Origin of the sequence: Cytobacillus sp. NCCP-133 (assembly GCF_026011715.1) — a bacterium.
Classification (GTDB): Bacteria; Bacillota; Bacilli; order Bacillales; family Cytobacillaceae; genus Cytobacillus.
The window spans coordinates 148,740-163,832 of record NZ_BRVM01000002.1 but is presented as its reverse complement, the minus strand read 5'-3'; the positions used below and the strand labels follow the sequence as shown (position 1 = coordinate 163,832).

15 protein-coding genes are annotated in these 15,093 nt (G+C 39.5%); 9 read left to right on the top strand and 6 right to left on the bottom strand.

Annotated features, from left to right (window positions below):
• Window positions 1-589: 589 nt before the first annotated feature.
• The 7 genes from NCCP133_RS04895 (at window position 590) to NCCP133_RS04860 (ending at window position 6,239) form a co-directional block, all read left to right on the top strand.
• The gene (locus NCCP133_RS04895) at window positions 590-1,009 is read left to right on the top strand and encodes an HIT family protein (protein ID WP_264803818.1); all 420 of its coding nucleotides are present in this window, start codon (window positions 590-592) and stop codon (window positions 1,007-1,009) included.
• A gap of 207 nt (window positions 1,010-1,216) precedes the next feature.
• On the top strand, window positions 1,217-2,296 hold the full coding sequence (gene serC / locus NCCP133_RS04890) for a 3-phosphoserine/phosphohydroxythreonine transaminase (protein ID WP_264803817.1): 1,080 nt from the start codon (window positions 1,217-1,219) through the stop codon (window positions 2,294-2,296).
• 129 nt (window positions 2,297-2,425) lie between these two features.
• Window positions 2,426-2,953 carry a tryptophan transporter gene (locus NCCP133_RS04885; protein WP_264803816.1) on the top strand — a complete coding sequence of 176 codons (528 nt, stop codon included), beginning with the start codon at window positions 2,426-2,428 and terminating at the stop codon, window positions 2,951-2,953.
• Between the two features lie 526 nt (window positions 2,954-3,479).
• Complete coding sequence (locus NCCP133_RS04875) at window positions 3,480-3,839, top strand: YtxH domain-containing protein (RefSeq protein WP_264803814.1); 360 nt, start codon at window positions 3,480-3,482, stop codon at window positions 3,837-3,839.
• Between the two features lie 298 nt (window positions 3,840-4,137).
• On the top strand, window positions 4,138-4,713 hold the full coding sequence (locus tag NCCP133_RS04870; RefSeq protein WP_264803813.1) for an HTH-type transcriptional regulator Hpr: 576 nt from the start codon (window positions 4,138-4,140) through the stop codon (window positions 4,711-4,713).
• Window positions 4,714-4,979: 266 nt separating this feature from the next.
• Window positions 4,980-5,528, top strand: a complete 549-nt coding sequence (locus NCCP133_RS04865) for a DUF3267 domain-containing protein (protein WP_264803812.1) — start codon at window positions 4,980-4,982, stop codon at window positions 5,526-5,528.
• 531 nt (window positions 5,529-6,059) lie between these two features.
• On the top strand, window positions 6,060-6,239 hold the full coding sequence (locus NCCP133_RS04860; RefSeq protein ID WP_264803811.1) for a hypothetical protein: 180 nt from the start codon (window positions 6,060-6,062) through the stop codon (window positions 6,237-6,239).
• Window positions 6,240-6,618: 379 nt separating this feature from the next.
• On the opposite strand, the gene NCCP133_RS04855 is transcribed toward NCCP133_RS04860, so the two are convergent.
• Both NCCP133_RS04855 and NCCP133_RS04850 read right to left on the bottom strand, forming a co-directional pair.
• Window positions 6,619-6,711, bottom strand: coding sequence for a YjcZ family sporulation protein (locus tag NCCP133_RS04855; protein ID WP_144543361.1), 93 nt, complete (start codon window positions 6,709-6,711; stop codon window positions 6,619-6,621).
• A 63-nt stretch (window positions 6,712-6,774) separates the two neighbouring features.
• Complete coding sequence (locus tag NCCP133_RS04850) at window positions 6,775-6,858, bottom strand: YjcZ family sporulation protein (protein WP_064503397.1); 84 nt, start codon at window positions 6,856-6,858, stop codon at window positions 6,775-6,777.
• A 377-nt stretch (window positions 6,859-7,235) separates the two neighbouring features.
• Between NCCP133_RS04850 and NCCP133_RS04845 the strand changes: the two genes are divergently transcribed.
• Window positions 7,236-8,120, top strand: a complete 885-nt coding sequence (locus NCCP133_RS04845) for a peptidylprolyl isomerase (RefSeq protein WP_264803810.1) — start codon at window positions 7,236-7,238, stop codon at window positions 8,118-8,120.
• 58 nt (window positions 8,121-8,178) lie between these two features.
• Here NCCP133_RS04845 and NCCP133_RS04840 read toward each other — a convergent pair whose 3' ends face one another.
• The 4 genes from NCCP133_RS04840 to NCCP133_RS04825 form a co-directional block, all read right to left on the bottom strand.
• Window positions 8,179-8,364, bottom strand: a complete 186-nt coding sequence (locus tag NCCP133_RS04840; protein WP_264803809.1) for a sporulation YhaL family protein — start codon at window positions 8,362-8,364, stop codon at window positions 8,179-8,181.
• A 123-nt stretch (window positions 8,365-8,487) separates the two neighbouring features.
• Window positions 8,488-9,432 (bottom strand): 3'-5' exoribonuclease YhaM, encoded by a 945-nt coding sequence (gene yhaM / locus NCCP133_RS04835; protein ID WP_264803808.1) that lies wholly within the window; start codon window positions 9,430-9,432, stop codon window positions 8,488-8,490.
• A 237-nt stretch (window positions 9,433-9,669) separates the two neighbouring features.
• Complete coding sequence (locus NCCP133_RS04830) at window positions 9,670-12,669, bottom strand: AAA family ATPase (RefSeq protein ID WP_264803807.1); 3,000 nt, start codon at window positions 12,667-12,669, stop codon at window positions 9,670-9,672.
• 31 nt (window positions 12,670-12,700) lie between these two features.
• Window positions 12,701-13,924 carry a metallophosphoesterase family protein gene (locus NCCP133_RS04825; RefSeq protein ID WP_264803806.1) on the bottom strand — a complete coding sequence of 408 codons (1,224 nt, stop codon included), beginning with the start codon at window positions 13,922-13,924 and terminating at the stop codon, window positions 12,701-12,703.
• 216 nt (window positions 13,925-14,140) lie between these two features.
• Here NCCP133_RS04825 and NCCP133_RS04820 point away from each other — a divergent pair, with 216 nt between their 5' ends.
• Window positions 14,141-14,773 carry a LysE family translocator gene (locus tag NCCP133_RS04820; protein WP_264803805.1) on the top strand — a complete coding sequence of 211 codons (633 nt, stop codon included), beginning with the start codon at window positions 14,141-14,143 and terminating at the stop codon, window positions 14,771-14,773.
• Window positions 14,774-15,093 lie beyond the last annotated feature (320 nt).

The window sequence follows — 15,093 nt, the reverse complement described above, 5'->3', positions numbered from 1 at the left end:
TCATTTGATTCAATCGAATGATCAAAACTCGAAATGAGGTGTCTGTTGCAGACAGTTTCCTTTCAGTCTAAGCTTCAAACGTTCCTAACAAGGGGATGGTTGCATTGCACAATAGTGTGAATAACCTTATGATCTTAAACACTTGATCGCTTTACCCGTAAGGGATCACTAAGTCATTTTTAAATGAGGTGTTTGTTAAAGACTATCATCCATGCTTTATACGCCCAAGTAAGCTATAAAGAATTAAGGGGATGGTCCGATTGAACAAAGATCGATTTTCTCCAGAATAAACACATTCATTTAAAAAATGAGGTGTTTGTCAAAGAGAATGTCCTGAAGTAGAAACGTACTAAAAGAAGCTTCCCCTTCACCGAAGGCAGGATTCCATGCGGATCCTGCCTTTACTATTGAGCATACATTAGCCAGTCTGACAAGCCAATCAACTTCTGTATGTTCATGTAATTAAACCAAATATTCCTAATCCTTATGTGCATGAGCTAACAATTATGATAGTCAGCTTTATCGTTTTTTTGCTGAATATGGTAAAATCGTGTAAAAAGAATGAAAATATGATAGGAGCTGTTTTAAAATGAGTGATTGTATTTTTTGTAAAATTATTAATGGTGACATTCCTGCAGCCAAGGTATATGAAAACGAACATATAATGGCATTTCTGGATATTAGCCAGGTCACAAAAGGACATACACTTGTAATCCCAAAGGTACATAAGGAAAACATATATGAAATGGATACGGAAACAGCCCGGAATTATTTCGAAGCTGTCCCTAAAATTGCACAAGCCATTAAAGCCGAGTTTGATCCAGCTGGCTTAAACTTGCTTAACAATAACGGCGAACTGGCAGGTCAAACTGTTTTCCATTTTCATTCTCACTTAATTCCGCGTTATGGCAATGGTGACGGTTTAGGTGTTGTATGGAAATCGCATCAATCAGAATACACCGCATCGGACCTCCAGGAAATTTCAGAAGCCATCAATAAACATCTTTAATCCATGAAGGCTTTCCTGTAACCGCAGGAAAGCTTTTTACTCTGCTTTCCTCTATGATATTGCCTACCCATCTTTGATTAATTTTCTAAATGTTCATTATTTTCTCTGTACAAAACTGTAAATTTTGATAACATATAAAATATCTTTATTTCTTCACAGCATTATAGTAAATTATTTATCTTATTATTTGAATTTGGAGGGAAATTAATGAACCGGGCACTTAATTTTAATGCAGGCCCTGCTGCCTTGCCTGAAGCGGTTTTAAAAGAAGCAGAAAAAAATTGGCTGAATTTTAATGGCAGCGGAATGGCAGTTATGGAACTTAGCCACAGAAGCAAAGAATATCAAACAGTACATGATAAAGCTATTTCGCTTCTAAGAAAACTTTTAACCATTTCTGATGACTTTGAAGTTCTGTTTATCCAAGGAGGGGCAAGTCTTCAGTTTTCAATGGTTCCAATGAACCTGCTTGAAGAAGGCCAAACTGCCCAGTATGTGTTAAGCGGGTCTTGGTCGGAGAAAGCATTAAAAGAAGCAAATAAAATCGGCAGTACTTTAATTGCTGGTTCAAGCAAAGATCAGAAATACCGTTTTATTCCGGAATATAATGCAGATATTCAAAGTAATGCAGCTTATCTTCACATAACGAGCAACAATACCATTTACGGGACACAGTGGCATTCGTTCCCTTCAAATGAGAAAAATCCATTGATTGCAGACATGTCAAGTGATATTCTAAGCCGGCCCTTAGATATAAATAATTTTGATTTAATTTACGCGGGAGCCCAGAAAAATCTTGGTCCATCCGGAGTTACTGTGGTCATAATCCGCAAAGACCTTTTGAATAAATCGCCTGAAAATTTGCCAGCCATGCTGAATTATAATACTTATGCCAGCAATAACTCCTTATATAATACACCACCTACTCTGGCAATCTATCTGCTATCCTTAGTGCTTGAATGGGCAGAAGAGGAGGGAGGCCTTCAGCAAATCCAGAAAATGAATGAGAAGAAAGCAAAAGCTCTTTACGATGTCATAGATGAAAGTGAAGGCTTTTATCTAGGGCATGCTCATCAAGACAGCAGATCACTGATGAATGTTACATTTAACCTGCATAGCGAAGAAGCCTCCAAAGACTTTTTGCAGCAGGCAAAAGAAGCTGGCTTTGTCGGCCTAGGCGGACACCGCTCTATTGGGGGCTGTCGTGCATCTATCTATAACGCTGTTCCGCCCGAACATGTCCATAAGCTTGCTGAATTCATGACAACCTTCAAAAACAAATATTAAAAAGTCTTACACCTTTTATTTAAGGTTAGATATGTTATAATAAGGTAAAGTTTTTGGCTGCAGGCAAAGAGTGCACTGCAGGAGAAACAAGATTAAAAGAGTTCGAGAATAGCAGAGGAGAGATGAGAAATGAATACGAAGAATTTAGTCGCCCTTTCCCTATTGGCTGGAATGGGAGCAGTGCTGCACGCAGTAGTTCCGGGATTTTTCCTTGGAATGAAGCCCGATATGATGCTTACAATGATGTTTTTGGGAATTATCCTTTTTCCGGATAAAAAAAGCGTTTTGCTGTTAGGACTAGTAACCGGTTTAATTTCCGGGCTAACTACAACCTTCCCTGGTGGTCTAATCCCTAATATCATAGATAAGCCAGTCACAGCATTTGCATTTTTCGCCTTTTATTTAGCGCTGAAGAAATTCCGCAAATCCATTGTCAGTGCTGCTGTACTAACAGCGGTTGGAACCATCATTTCCGGAATTGTATTTTTAACTTCAGCATTCCTGATCGCCGGACTTCCTGGACCATTTGCTGCCTTATTTGCAGCAGTAGTATTGCCGGCTGCAGCCGTTAATACAGTCGCTATGATTATCCTTTACCCGGTGGCAAAGTCTATCGCAAACAGAACAAAACTGACTACTCAAACGGTTAGCCAGTAAATGAATATCAAAAGCCCGCAGCCTGCGGGCTTTTTTGTGTTATCAGAATTTATATCCCTTTGAACTTAGATAACTGTCTAGCGCAAGCAGCCTTCCCCCTCAAGGTCAAGGCTCTTGCGCTTTTCTTATGTTGTTTATTGAAAACTCCCTACAATCAGAGCAAGCAAGAATAACACGGCTCCACCTGCCGCTAAAGCAGCAGCCCTTTTTTTAAGAACATATTTCGGAGGGTAGACTCCAGGTTTTTTTATTGAAAGCAAAAAATGTATTCCCCCTAAAAACAGCACCACACTAAATGCGAATAAGCCAACGGCCGCTCCCGCCAACCAATCGCCCCCCTTCGTTCCACAAGCTGGAATGTCCCTTAGTGAAATTGTATGCCAAAACATGGCCAGCTATGAGAGGATATAGTTTACCCTTCCGCGTTTTGTGATATATAGATATAGGAAGAGTTTGTTAATTTATAGCTTTGGTAAAACGGATTATGTAGTAAAATAGACATATAACAGATTTTGAGGTGAAGGTCATGAAAGCCAAATCTTTATTGCTCGGATTCCTTGCTGGCGGTGCTGCTGCAGGCATATCTGCACTATTAACAGCACCTGCCTCCGGAAGGGAAGCAAGACAATACTTAAAAGACAGCAAAGAAACTCTTAAAAGCCAATTAACAGACTTAAAGGCTGAAATAATGGATATAAAAAGCTCAGCTTCCTTTGCATCTAAAGAAGGAAAAACAGCCTTTAAAGAGTTTTCAAAAGACATTAAATTCTCCCTAAACAACTGGAAAAACGAAATTCGTCCCCATCAGCAGGAACTGCAGCGGGAATTACAGAAAATAGAAGCTGCTATCCGCGAACTTGAAGCAAACTTGAACCTTAATAAATAGCTCTACAAAAATGTCCTTCTTTTTATTTGGTTAAAAAAGAAGGATTTTTTCGTTTTTAGGAGAAAACCAATATATTATAAAAATGCTTCATTTTTTTCTTATTCGTAAATGGTGCTAAAATGCTTATCCTAGAGCCCTTTATAGAAATGCAGAATAATATTTCTAAAAATTTTGTAAATTATATCTTTATTAATTTTTGTTTTATTGGCATAATGATAATAAGAAAGAAGTAAGACCAGCTGGAGCTCTAATAGAAAAGAAGTTTTTTATCAATATTTCAAAGTAGGTGAATAATTGAATGTCGGATAAACCAGTATCTATGAAGGAAGCAATGATTTTCAGCCAAAGAATTGCACAATTAAGCAAGGCTCTATGGAAGTCCATTGAGAAGGACTGGCAGCAATGGATTAAACCTTATGATTTGAATATTAACGAGCACCATATTTTATGGATTGCTTATCACTTGAATGGAGCATCTATTTCCGATGTAGCAAAGTTTGGAGTAATGCATGTTTCAACTGCATTCAATTTTTCCAAAAAACTTGAAGAACGAGGTTTTCTTCAATTCTCGAAAAAAGAGAGCGATAAAAGAAATACTTATATCAAATTGACTGAAGATGGAGAAAAGGTTCTACTAAGCTTAATGGAAACCTATTCACCGGATAAAAATGCTGTGTTTTCAGGTGCCCTTCCATTAAGAGACCTATATGGCAAGTTTCCCGATATTATTGAAATTATGGCAATCGTCCGTAATATTTACGGTGACGATTTTATGGAAATCTTTGAGAAATCATTCGCCAACCTGGAAAATCAATTTGAGGACGAGGAAGGAAAATTAAAGAAAAAAGAAACTGTTGAGAAGGAACTTGTATAGAAAAATAATAATTCTGCTTCCTTTTTGGAATGCCAACCCTTACAAAGCGAATGCATCACATTCGCTTTGTGTCTTGTGCCATATTGCTCACAACTTCACATATACTGCCCTCCCTTTCCCTGTGTATCTCGAATTTTCCCCTTTTTAAAAAAAGATTTTTTTCGACAAAATGCTCTGCTTTTCCCTATTGATTTTTTTCTATATTCATCGTAAAGTATCTTAGTGAGTTTGGAAGATTACTATTCTCTCCTTATGGGGGTACTGTTATGATGAACTGCTGGAAGACGATTAACTTCACGAAGCAATATGGATCGCAAAGACTTTTTATATTGTCTTCCTTAACCATGCTGGCTACGTTTATTTTTGCCTATGTTCCTGCTACTTATTTATTTATGCACGAATCCTTTTACGATAACTACTTCATATTCTTTTCGGCAGCTTTATGGTTTATATACCCGCTTCATAAGCTGCTTCATTATTTGCCTATCATGCATCTAGGAAAAATCGTTAATAAACGCGTGACATTTCGATATGGCATAATGCCAATTATCTATATCAGGATTACTGAACCTATTTCAAAGCAGCTTTTCCTGACTGCCATTTTGGCGCCGACAATCGTGATAAATTGCTTGCTGCTGACAGCATGTTTTATTTTCCCACATTATGTCCATTATTTTATTATATTGTTTGCCTACCATGCTGGAATTTCTTTTTCAGATATGGTATGTGCAAAAAATGTCCTTACAGCGCCGAATCATTCATATATTGAAGAGAATGAAGACGGCTTTGAAATTTTGCTCCATACAAATCAATAACTTCATAAACAAATATCGAGTATAAGAATGGCGCAGTGCACCTTGTCCACAAAGGAACGCAGACTAAAAGCGCCATGTCCTGTGGCAACGTCTGCATGACCCGCATCCTCCCAACAGCTGCCGCTTTCGGTCGAGCGATGTTTATCCTTCAAAAAAGCTACTGCTTTTTTCTTCGTGTCAAAAGATTTGCTGACGGAGCCTTCCTTGTCCTGCGGACCCCGAGTCCCTAGGAGCCGCAACTAGACAAACTGAAATGTGGAGGCGACTGCCCAGGGACGACAGGCATAAGACGATTCCTGTAAGAAGGCGTATTTCCTTCTGGAAGAAATCGGCTTATGACCTCGAGCTAGGCTGCTTGCGCTAGACAGATCTCTAAGTTCAAAAGGTACCTTTCTGATCTTTAATAAAAGGATACCTTTACATACCTTTTGCTTTTTTCACAGGCAATCTTTTATACTATCTTTTTTTTGTGATTTTTGTTATTGTAAATAACAGACAAAACACAATGACTGCCCAAGGAGGGAATCTTGGATGATCTCCATCTTTATTATTTTTGCCGTTTTTATTTTATTTTATATCAACAAGATGACAAATTCGCTTTGTCTCCAAAGAGAGATTCCTGAGGAACGGCAGCCAAAAGTATTTAGAACCATTAACATTCTTGTTACCATACTGCTTATATCTTCCTTTGTAGAAATTTTGTATGCATAAATCAAAAGCGGAAGCGCCTAGAATTAATGAACATCAGCTTCAGCACATTAAGTGCAAGTCAGGAAGGCATAAGACAGGAAAATGCCCAAATAGAGCTTTGGTCGGGTGATGTATCGCTGTTGAAACGTTCTTTGTCCTGACTTCGGAAGTAATTGGTATTTTGCTTATGACCCAAACTGCTCGAACCCTTAGATCTCATGCTTCGAGCAAGATATCAAAGGATGCTATTTTGAATGAAAGCTTAGCTGGGCGCTGAAGCTGTAAGCAAGCAACTTTTCCACAAAATTACTTGCTTCTTCTAAATAAAAATTCCTTAAAAAGCAAAAGCGGCGGAAACATTTCCGCCGCTTTTTTATATTAACAATTGTTATTTAAAGGCTTAATAAAGCCAAGATGCTCCAATGATGATTAACAAAATAAACAGCACCACAATTAAAGCGAAACCTCCGCCGCATCCATGTCCTCCAGACATATAGGATCCTCCTTTCAAATTCTGGCATAAGGCCCCTTCTAGGGCCTTATACCTCTCTAAAAATTACAGCCACGCAGCTCCTACAATGATTAATAAAATGAACAATACAACGATTAACGCGAAACCTCCGCCGTATCCAGCACCCATGATAACACCTCCCCTTCAGGTTGCTACCATATCCTATTCATTCGCCTCTTTTGTGGGCTAGGCTTTTAACCCGGCTGCCACAATTTTTTTAGGCTGCTTGAAACCTCTTATCAGAGGGTTTCCATGTATCATATGTACAAAGGGACGAAATGGGATGGGCAAATACCCAGAATTTTTAAAAACCATATCGGATATGTATCCATCTAAGGTGCTCTTCTGCTTTTGTTATTTTTTACATTTATGGTATAGTAGTGAATATGATTAAATAAAAAATGCTCTGTGAAGGCGGAATTTTCGATTTTTGCAACTTGATGAGAGAAGAATCATCAACAGGCAAATTTTACAGGGCCCTGAAAAAAAACTTAGGAGTGTTCAACATGAAGAAATGGATGCTATCGCTCTCCATTGCAGCTGGAGTGATTGGATTAAGCGCATGCAGCAATGCTGGCGGTGAGTCAGGTGATGTTGTCGTTGAAACAAAGGCAGGAAACATTACGAAGGACGAGCTTTATGAAGCGATGAAGGATAAATACGGTGAACAGGCGCTTCAAGAGCTTATTTATGAAAAGGTCCTTGCTGATAAATATGAAATAACGGATGAAGAATTAAACCAGAAAATAGATGAATTGAAGCAGCAGCTTGGCGCTAACTTTGAAATGGCGCTTATGCAGTATGGCTATAAAGATGAAGAAGATCTAAAAGAAACCTTCAGAACTGGCCTCCTCCAAGAAAAAGCTGCCATTAAGGATATCGAAGCAACAGAAGAAGAAGTAAAAGAATACTACGATCATTACAAGCCTGAAATTAAGGCCCGTCATATCCTTGTTAAAGATGAAAAGACTGCCAGCGAAGTGAAGAAAAAGCTTGATGAAGGCGGAAAATTTGAAGACCTGGCAAAAGAATACTCAACAGATCCTGGATCTGCAGCAAACGGTGGGGACCTCGGATGGTTTGGCCCAGGCCAAATGGTTCCTGAATTCGAAGAAGCTGCCTATGCCCTTGATGTAAATGAAATCAGCGAGCCAGTCAAATCTGAGCACGGCTTCCACATCATCCAAGTAATAGAGAAAAAAGAGAAAAAACCATTTGAAGAAATGAAAAAAGAAATGGAATATCAAGTTAAAGTGTCCAAGCTCGATGGCGAGAAAATACAGCAGGCAATGGAACGAGAATTAAAGGCTGCTGATGTTGACATTAAAGATAAAGAGCTTAAAGGCATTCTTAAAGAACCTGAAGCTGAAACAGGAACGGAAGAAAAATAATTACCTGCCTAAACGAAATGGGTCTCCGATATGGAGACCCATTTCGTTGATCAGCTCTTCACCCTGCGGATTGCTGTGCAGCTTTTCGCTCTTCCTTTTCCCGTTCCAGGCGCTTCATATAGATTTCACCTTCGCGTTCAATGCTGTCATTTTCCACTTTTTTCTCTTCCCTGCCCGTCTTAACGGCCATATATGCACTTACAACGATTCCGGCTGCTATAAAATATACCCAAAATGGAATCATTATTTTTCCCCTCTTTCTATTAAATGTTTGTCCAGGTACTATAAAATGTATGCTTGTACTAAGGAAATATGTTTAGATACCAATAAAAAGCCACCTTTCCCAAATGGGATAGGCAGCTGGCTTTTATTTATGGAATGCTGGTTTATAAAATGAACGGTTATCCAGAGCAAATACCCTCTCTGTATATTCTCCTGGTTTAATCCTGTCAAGTGCCCGATCCAGCATATTCATTTTCGCATCTATATTATCAATATAGTGAAGAATTTCAGCTTCTTTAATAAGAGGCGGTTTGGGACTGCCCCATTCAGCCTTGCCGTGATGGGATAGAACCAAGTGCTGCAGGATCATAACTTCTTCACCGTCGATCCCGAGTTCCTCTGCTGCTTTTCCAATCTCATTAATCATAATCGTAATATGGCCTAACAGATTTCCTTTAATCGTATAGGATGTTGAAATTGGGCCAGAAAGCTCCGTTATTTTTCCAAGATCATGCAAAATGACTCCTGCATATAACAAGTCTTTATCAAGGGTTTGATAAAGGCTGGCAATCGCTTTAGCCAAATCAAGCATAGATACGACGTGATACGCCAGGCCTGAAACAAACTCATGATGATTCTTGGTAGCCGCCGGATATTCAAGAAAATCCTTTTGGTGTTTTTTCAAAAGATGCCGAGTGATTCTTTGAATATTGGGGTTTTTCATTTCGAATATATATTGAGTGACTTTACTCATCATTTCATCTGTACTTAATGGCGCTGTCTCAAGGAAATCTGCCAGTTTAACCGGATCTGTCGGTGAAGCCGGCCGAATTTGGCGGATTCTTAGCTGATTGCGTCCACGATAATTTAAAATATCCCCTGCCACTTTTACAATGGTTTCCGGACTGTAGTTCTTTGCATCTTCATCTGAGACATCCCAGAGTTTTGCTTCGATTTCCCCGCTCTGGTCCTGGAAAATAAGTGTCAAGAACGGCTTTCCATTGCTTGCAACGCCTTTGGTTGCATTTTTAATAAGTAAAAAAAGTTCAATTTGCTCTCCTACTTCGTAATAAACAATTCCTTTGGACATACGTGCACCGACTCTCCCTTCAAGAGGTTGTTTAAAAAGGTCCAAAATATTAGATTGTTTCTGTGTAACCTTTCCAAACATGCAATTCTTTTAAACTAGTATATCATACACATCCTTTTCGCTCCTAAACTTATCTCTGCCATTTTGCTGTTAACACATGGATGAAGCAGGTGTTCCGAAAGTATAGCATTTGGTCACCCTGTCTTACTTAATAAACCTAAAATAAAAAGCTGCCTGTCATAGTTGTACAGACAGCTTTTCCTTGCTGACAGACTGTATTTGTTCTTCCTGAAAGTAGGGCAGAAGGTGTTTATGGCAAGTAAAAAATAATACTTGCCGGCCAGGAAGATTCCTCAACAGGCTAATCATTCTTTCGGTACGGAGATGGTCAAAGTTAACAAAGCTGTCATCAATAATAATGGGAAATGGATATTTACCATAAATCGTCAAAGCCAGCGCAAGCCTAAAGGAAACATATATCTGTTCAGCAGTTGCCTGGCTTAGCTCTTTTGCTTCAAAAACGGCACCAGTCCTGCTTTCAATGAGAAAGCCGCTCCCTTCCTCTTTAGGAAAAATGCGGACATAGTTGCCCTTTGTTAAGGAAGAAAGAAATTCTTCAGCTTGTTTCAGCATCTTAGGCATGCGCTCATTTTTAAAGGTACTGATGGTTTTTTCTAGTATATCCTTTGCAGCTGCATATTTAGCCCATTCCCTTGCTTCTTCCTCGAACTCAGCTTTTAATAGGACAAATTTATGAAGCAGTTCAGCATATGTCCCTCCCTCTTCAAGCAGGTGAAGTTCGTATTTCACCTCTGCAAGCTCGCTTTGCAAAGAGGGAATTTTGCCCTGAAGTTTATTTATTTCTTCTGTACGGGCTTGAATGGCTATTTCGGGTGCATTTAAATTTGAGTATCGATCAATCTCCTCTTGCGAGAAGGTGTACATATTGATTTGCTTTGTAATTTGTTTAATCTGCTCATCAAGATCAGCTAATTTCTCTGCTGCTAGAGCCTTTTTCCGATACTCGTCAGCAGTTTCTGTTCCGGCAAGAGCAAGCTGTTCCTCATACTCTTTTTCATAGTGATTTAGTTCGGCAAGAACAGTACTGTATTCGACTTTTAGCTCATTTAGCTTGGCTTCCCTTTCACAAAGCTTGATATGATTTTCCATCTCCTCCTTTAGCTTTTTCTTCAACTGATAGGCGATTTCCTGAACATTTCCAGGTTCATCATCCAGCAGGCCTTTTAGCTGATGAAGAATATGAAGTCTCTCATTTTTTGCCTTCTCAGCTGCTACCTTTCTCTCCGTTGCATATTTCTTTTCTCTGAAAAGGGATTTAAGCTGTTCAATAAGTCCAAAAGCTTCTCCCAAATGGGCTTTTGATATGTCTGCAGGCAGTAATAGCTGTCTTCCAAAATGAAGCAATTCCTCCTCCAGATCGGCAGATTCCTTCTCCCATTTTTCAAAAGCTGTAATCACTTTTTCATATTTTTCAGTCGACTGTTCCAGCTGAAAATGATAATGGCGCAGCTGGTTTTGAAGTTGACTGTCTCTTTGAAGCTTCGCCTCAAGGTTTGATGCAAACTGATTATCAGGCTGCTTCAATTTTTCAAGAAGCAAGCTTTCTTTTTTAGCCAAAGCTTTTATTTCTTCTTGAATGAAGCCGGCATTCGTCTGCGGCTGTTTCTTAATCGCCATGAAAACACAAAAGGCAGTACCAAACAAACCTGCAAAGGCAAGAATCCATGTTTGACTCCATAGCCCCCAGCCGAATAAAGCTGCAAAAAGAATGCCAAAAACCAAAAGCTGCCTTTTTTCCTGATATCTTTTTTCTTCTTTATTTTTCCGTTCTTTTTCCTCTGCTTTTTGAAGAAATAGAAGCCTATCTTGTGTATCCTGCCATTCTTTTTCAAGCATATGCCTATCAGCTGACCGATTTAATTCTGCTTTGATTGCAGAACGTTCCGCTTCAGTCAGAAGCTGCTTCTTCAATTCAGCTATCTTCTGTTCGATTGCCTCCAAGTCTGACTTCTCTTCGTTAAAGCGCTCATCCAGTTCCTGCTTCTTTGTATGAAGGCTGTTTTGGCGCTTTTGTGCATGATTAATCTTATCCTTCATAAAGACGCTTGTGTCAATTTGCTTTAGCTGTGATTCTTCAATTTGAAAATGAAGTCTTTCCTGAAGATTTAAGATTTCTTCAGAAAGATTTCCAATCTTTATTGATAATTCACTTTCCTCTTGTTTAAGCTTATCCAGCAATGGAAGCCCTTCTAATGCAGCATGGATAAGAGGTTCGCTGCGGAGAATTTCATAATCTGGCTGATTCTTCTTAAGATCTATTTCAATTCCGCTTATTCTCGCTTCCAGGCTCGCTTTACGCCCTTTTAGCGGATCCATCAGATTTTCGATTTTTTCCAGGACTGCCATCCCTTTTGCCGGAAATGAGACCTCTGCATATTGTTCCCTTTCCTTTTTCAGCTTTTGTTCCTCCGACATGAACGGGGATAATTCCTGCCATTCTTTTATGCGGGAAAGCTCCTTCTGGGAATACATCAAATCTTGGTGCAATCTTTCAATATCCTTTTCCAGTTTTTCCTTTTCACAAAGCAATGTAAAATACTGCTCATTTTGCTGCTCCGCTTTCTTCAACTCATAATGAAGCTGCTTCAGCTCTTTTAGCTTTACATTTAAAGTTGGCTTTTTTCCATTTGGTTTAAAGCGGCTTTCCAATTCCTTTTGAAGGACCATTTCAGCTGTCACCAGCTTGTCAGTCCCCAGCGAACCTGCTGAAAACAAATATCTCCCTAAGTCCTCTCCCTTCACTTGATTCACATTCTGCAAGCCATGAATATTAAAGGAAAAAATCGATTGAAACATGCTTTTATCTATATGGTGGAGAAGCTCGCTTAATAGTTCTTCTCCTCCTCTTGTTCCATCCTCAAGCAGGACGCTGACATCTCCCGAAGCTTTTCCTTTAACTCGCTCTATCACTGCATTCCCTTTATCAGGGAAAGTTGCGGTCAGCCTGCCGCCATATTTGGCTCCTTCTTTAGGCTCATACCTTAGATCAGATTGAATTTTTGTAGGAAAGCCAAATAAAATGCTATGAATAAAAGACATAATTGTAGATTTGCCTGCTTCATTTTCACCGTAGATTACTTGCAGGGATTGAATATCCGTTAGACTAAAATCGGTTAACTTCCCATATCCATAAATATGTATATCAGTAATTTTCATTCTTCCACCACCTCTTATTCTAACTGGGCAATCAATGGTTCTTGTATAAAAGATTCACCAGCAGCTCTTCAGCTTCCCCGGCAATTTTGTGTTTTTCACCTTCAGAAAGATTTCCCAGATATCTTCTAGCCAGGGGATGTGCATACAAAGCCAGCGTACAACCACTATCTTCAGCAAATTGATCAGCAGTCTTAAAAAGCTCACTAAAAAAGTCGGATTCATGTGCAAGTTTTTCTTTATCCCACATTCTATTTTCATTCACAGTAAGATTGGAAATCCAAACGAATGGCTCTTCCTCTGTTTCGTCCTCCTGCAAGGATTCAAGCAGTTCGCCAGTTATGATGCCTTTCATTTCATGGTCAGGCAGGCTGACATTGTTGAGCACCAGATTTAAAATGGTACCCTTCCTGTTTTGCCGCTTGTCTTCCAGCATTCTTTTGCACAGTACATAAAGATCATGATAACTTTTCGCATTTGAAGCATCTATTTGCTCTTCATTCCAAAGGACAGCTGAAGCTTCCATAAACTCCAACTTTGCACTCGAACTGCCCAGCTCCACTAAATAGCATCCTTTTGCCCCAGTTTCTTTTCGATTACGTCCCTGTATATTGCCTGGATAAATGATCGGCGGCTGCTGGTTTAAGCTTTCACGTTTATGTATATGGCCCAGAGCCCAATAATCAAAGTCCTTTCCAAGCAAATCCTTTAACCGGAACGGAGCATATTGATCATGGTCACTGTTCCCTTCAAACTGCCCATGCAGGATTCCAATATGCAAATCTGCTCCGTTTTTCCTGGTGTATTGATCAATCATGCGTTCCACTACATGTCTCTTCGGATAGCTGAAGCCATATAGATGGACTGATGTACCATTTTCAGCAGTGTGCTTAAAAACTTCAACTTCATGGGAAAATACGTGGACATTTTGAGGCATAGGCATATGAACCCATTGGCCCTCCATATGGTCATGATTGCCATGCACCGCAAAAACAGGAATTCCTTTTTCAGCAAGACGCTGCATCTCTTTTCGAAAACGTGTCTGCGCCCTTATGCTTCTGTCTTCTCCATCAAATAAATCTCCGGCCAGAATAACAAAATCAACAGCATGAAAAATAGCCGCGTCAACAATGGTGGTAAATGCCGTAAACGTACTTTCCTGCAGTACTTTAAAAATAGCTGACGGTAAATGTTTCAATCCAGCCATTGGACTATCCAGGTGCAAATCAGCTGCATGAATAAATGTTACCTTTTTCATGTGAACTTCCTTTCATTCCTTTTCTTTCATTTTAACCCATCTAAAAGGCGAATGCACGTTCCTATTCAAATTCAGCAGCCAAACTTCTTCCTAAAAGTTTCCTAGGATTAGGCGATCCGGTTTTAGCATTAGAAGCTAGTGCATAAAAATGTACAAGTACTCTTTCAAGAGCTGGTTGGCTGGCTTTGGAAAAAATAAATGGGCGGAGTGGTACTTTTGGGTATTGGAATTTATTTAAGTTATATATTTCTCGGACTGTCATTGGCAGCTCCAATCGGGCCAGTTAATGCAGTCAGGCTTGAAAAGGGGATAAAAAATGGATTTTGGCATGCGTGGATTGTTGGGGTTGGCTCCATGCTTGCTGACGCCTTTTATATGCTTATTGTTTATCTAGGTCTTGTACAATTTTTAGACACTCCCATTGTTCAAATTTTTTTGTGGCTGTTTGGTGGATTTATTCTGTTATATACAGGATTTGAAAGCATTATAAATGCGAATAAAATTTCCATTAACTATGTTCGGAGCCAGGATTCGTTGTTCAAGTGCTTTTTTTCAGGGTTCATCATGTCGATTTCGAGTCCCCTTTCCATATTGTTCTGGCTGGGTATTTACGGATCGGTTCTCGCCAAAACGGCAGCTGCCTACGGCAATGCTGAACTCTTTTTATATAGTTCAATGATTTTTCTGGGACTTATGCTCTGGGATTTATTTGTAGCAGGGCTGACCACAGGCTTCCGCAAATTCCTCACTTCCAAAGGAATTATCATCATCTCCATTCTGTCCGGATTATCCCTGATTGGATTCGGTGTTTACTTTGCATTTGAAGGCTTAATAGCAATGTTCGGCTGAATGCCTTTAGCAATAGAAAAAGCTCCGCTTGAGAACGGAGCTTTTTCTTTAAGTATAGATTGTTGTTTTTGCTTAAGAACTCTGCCCGTTGATTTCTGCTGCTGGTACTTAGCAACACATGGGGCTACCGGAAGACTCCTCGACGCTCTGCGTCTGCGAGGTCTCCTTTGTAACGCAACTCCCGTAGGACGTTGAATAATCATCCTTGAATGATCATCGCACGAAGAAAATGCGGTAGCATTTTCGAGGATCTCATGCCTTCCTCCAATCAACTCAGTGATTAATTAATATTGGTTCGAAAGCAACAACCTTTGCGAAAA

Bases quoted from the DNA above. Each gene is read 5' to 3' on its own strand.
- NCCP133_RS04885 (WP_264803816.1), top strand. From the start codon at position 2,426: ATGAATACGAAGAATTTAGTCGCCCTTTCCCTATTGGCTGGAATGGGA.
- NCCP133_RS04850 (WP_064503397.1), bottom strand. From the start codon at position 6,858: ATGGGTGCTGGATACGGCGGAGGTTTCGCGTTAATCGTTGTATTGTTC.
- NCCP133_RS04875 (WP_264803814.1), top strand. From the start codon at position 3,480: ATGAAAGCCAAATCTTTATTGCTCGGATTCCTTGCTGGCGGTGCTGCT.
- NCCP133_RS04830 (WP_264803807.1), bottom strand. From the start codon at position 12,669: ATGAAAATTACTGATATACATATTTATGGATATGGGAAGTTAACCGAT.
- NCCP133_RS04870 (WP_264803813.1), top strand. From the start codon at position 4,138: ATGTCGGATAAACCAGTATCTATGAAGGAAGCAATGATTTTCAGCCAA.
- NCCP133_RS04840 (WP_264803809.1), bottom strand. From the start codon at position 8,364: ATGATTCCATTTTGGGTATATTTTATAGCAGCCGGAATCGTTGTAAGT.
- NCCP133_RS04865 (WP_264803812.1), top strand. From the start codon at position 4,980: ATGATGAACTGCTGGAAGACGATTAACTTCACGAAGCAATATGGATCG.
- NCCP133_RS04845 (WP_264803810.1), top strand. From the start codon at position 7,236: ATGAAGAAATGGATGCTATCGCTCTCCATTGCAGCTGGAGTGATTGGA.
- serC (WP_264803817.1), top strand. From the start codon at position 1,217: ATGAACCGGGCACTTAATTTTAATGCAGGCCCTGCTGCCTTGCCTGAA.
- NCCP133_RS04825 (WP_264803806.1), bottom strand. From the start codon at position 13,924: ATGAAAAAGGTAACATTTATTCATGCAGCTGATTTGCACCTGGATAGT.
- yhaM (WP_264803808.1), bottom strand. From the start codon at position 9,432: ATGTCCAAAGGAATTGTTTATTACGAAGTAGGAGAGCAAATTGAACTT.
- NCCP133_RS04860 (WP_264803811.1), top strand. From the start codon at position 6,060: ATGATCTCCATCTTTATTATTTTTGCCGTTTTTATTTTATTTTATATC.
- NCCP133_RS04895 (WP_264803818.1), top strand. From the start codon at position 590: ATGAGTGATTGTATTTTTTGTAAAATTATTAATGGTGACATTCCTGCA.
- NCCP133_RS04855 (WP_144543361.1), bottom strand. From the start codon at position 6,711: ATGTCTGGAGGACATGGATGCGGCGGAGGTTTCGCTTTAATTGTGGTG.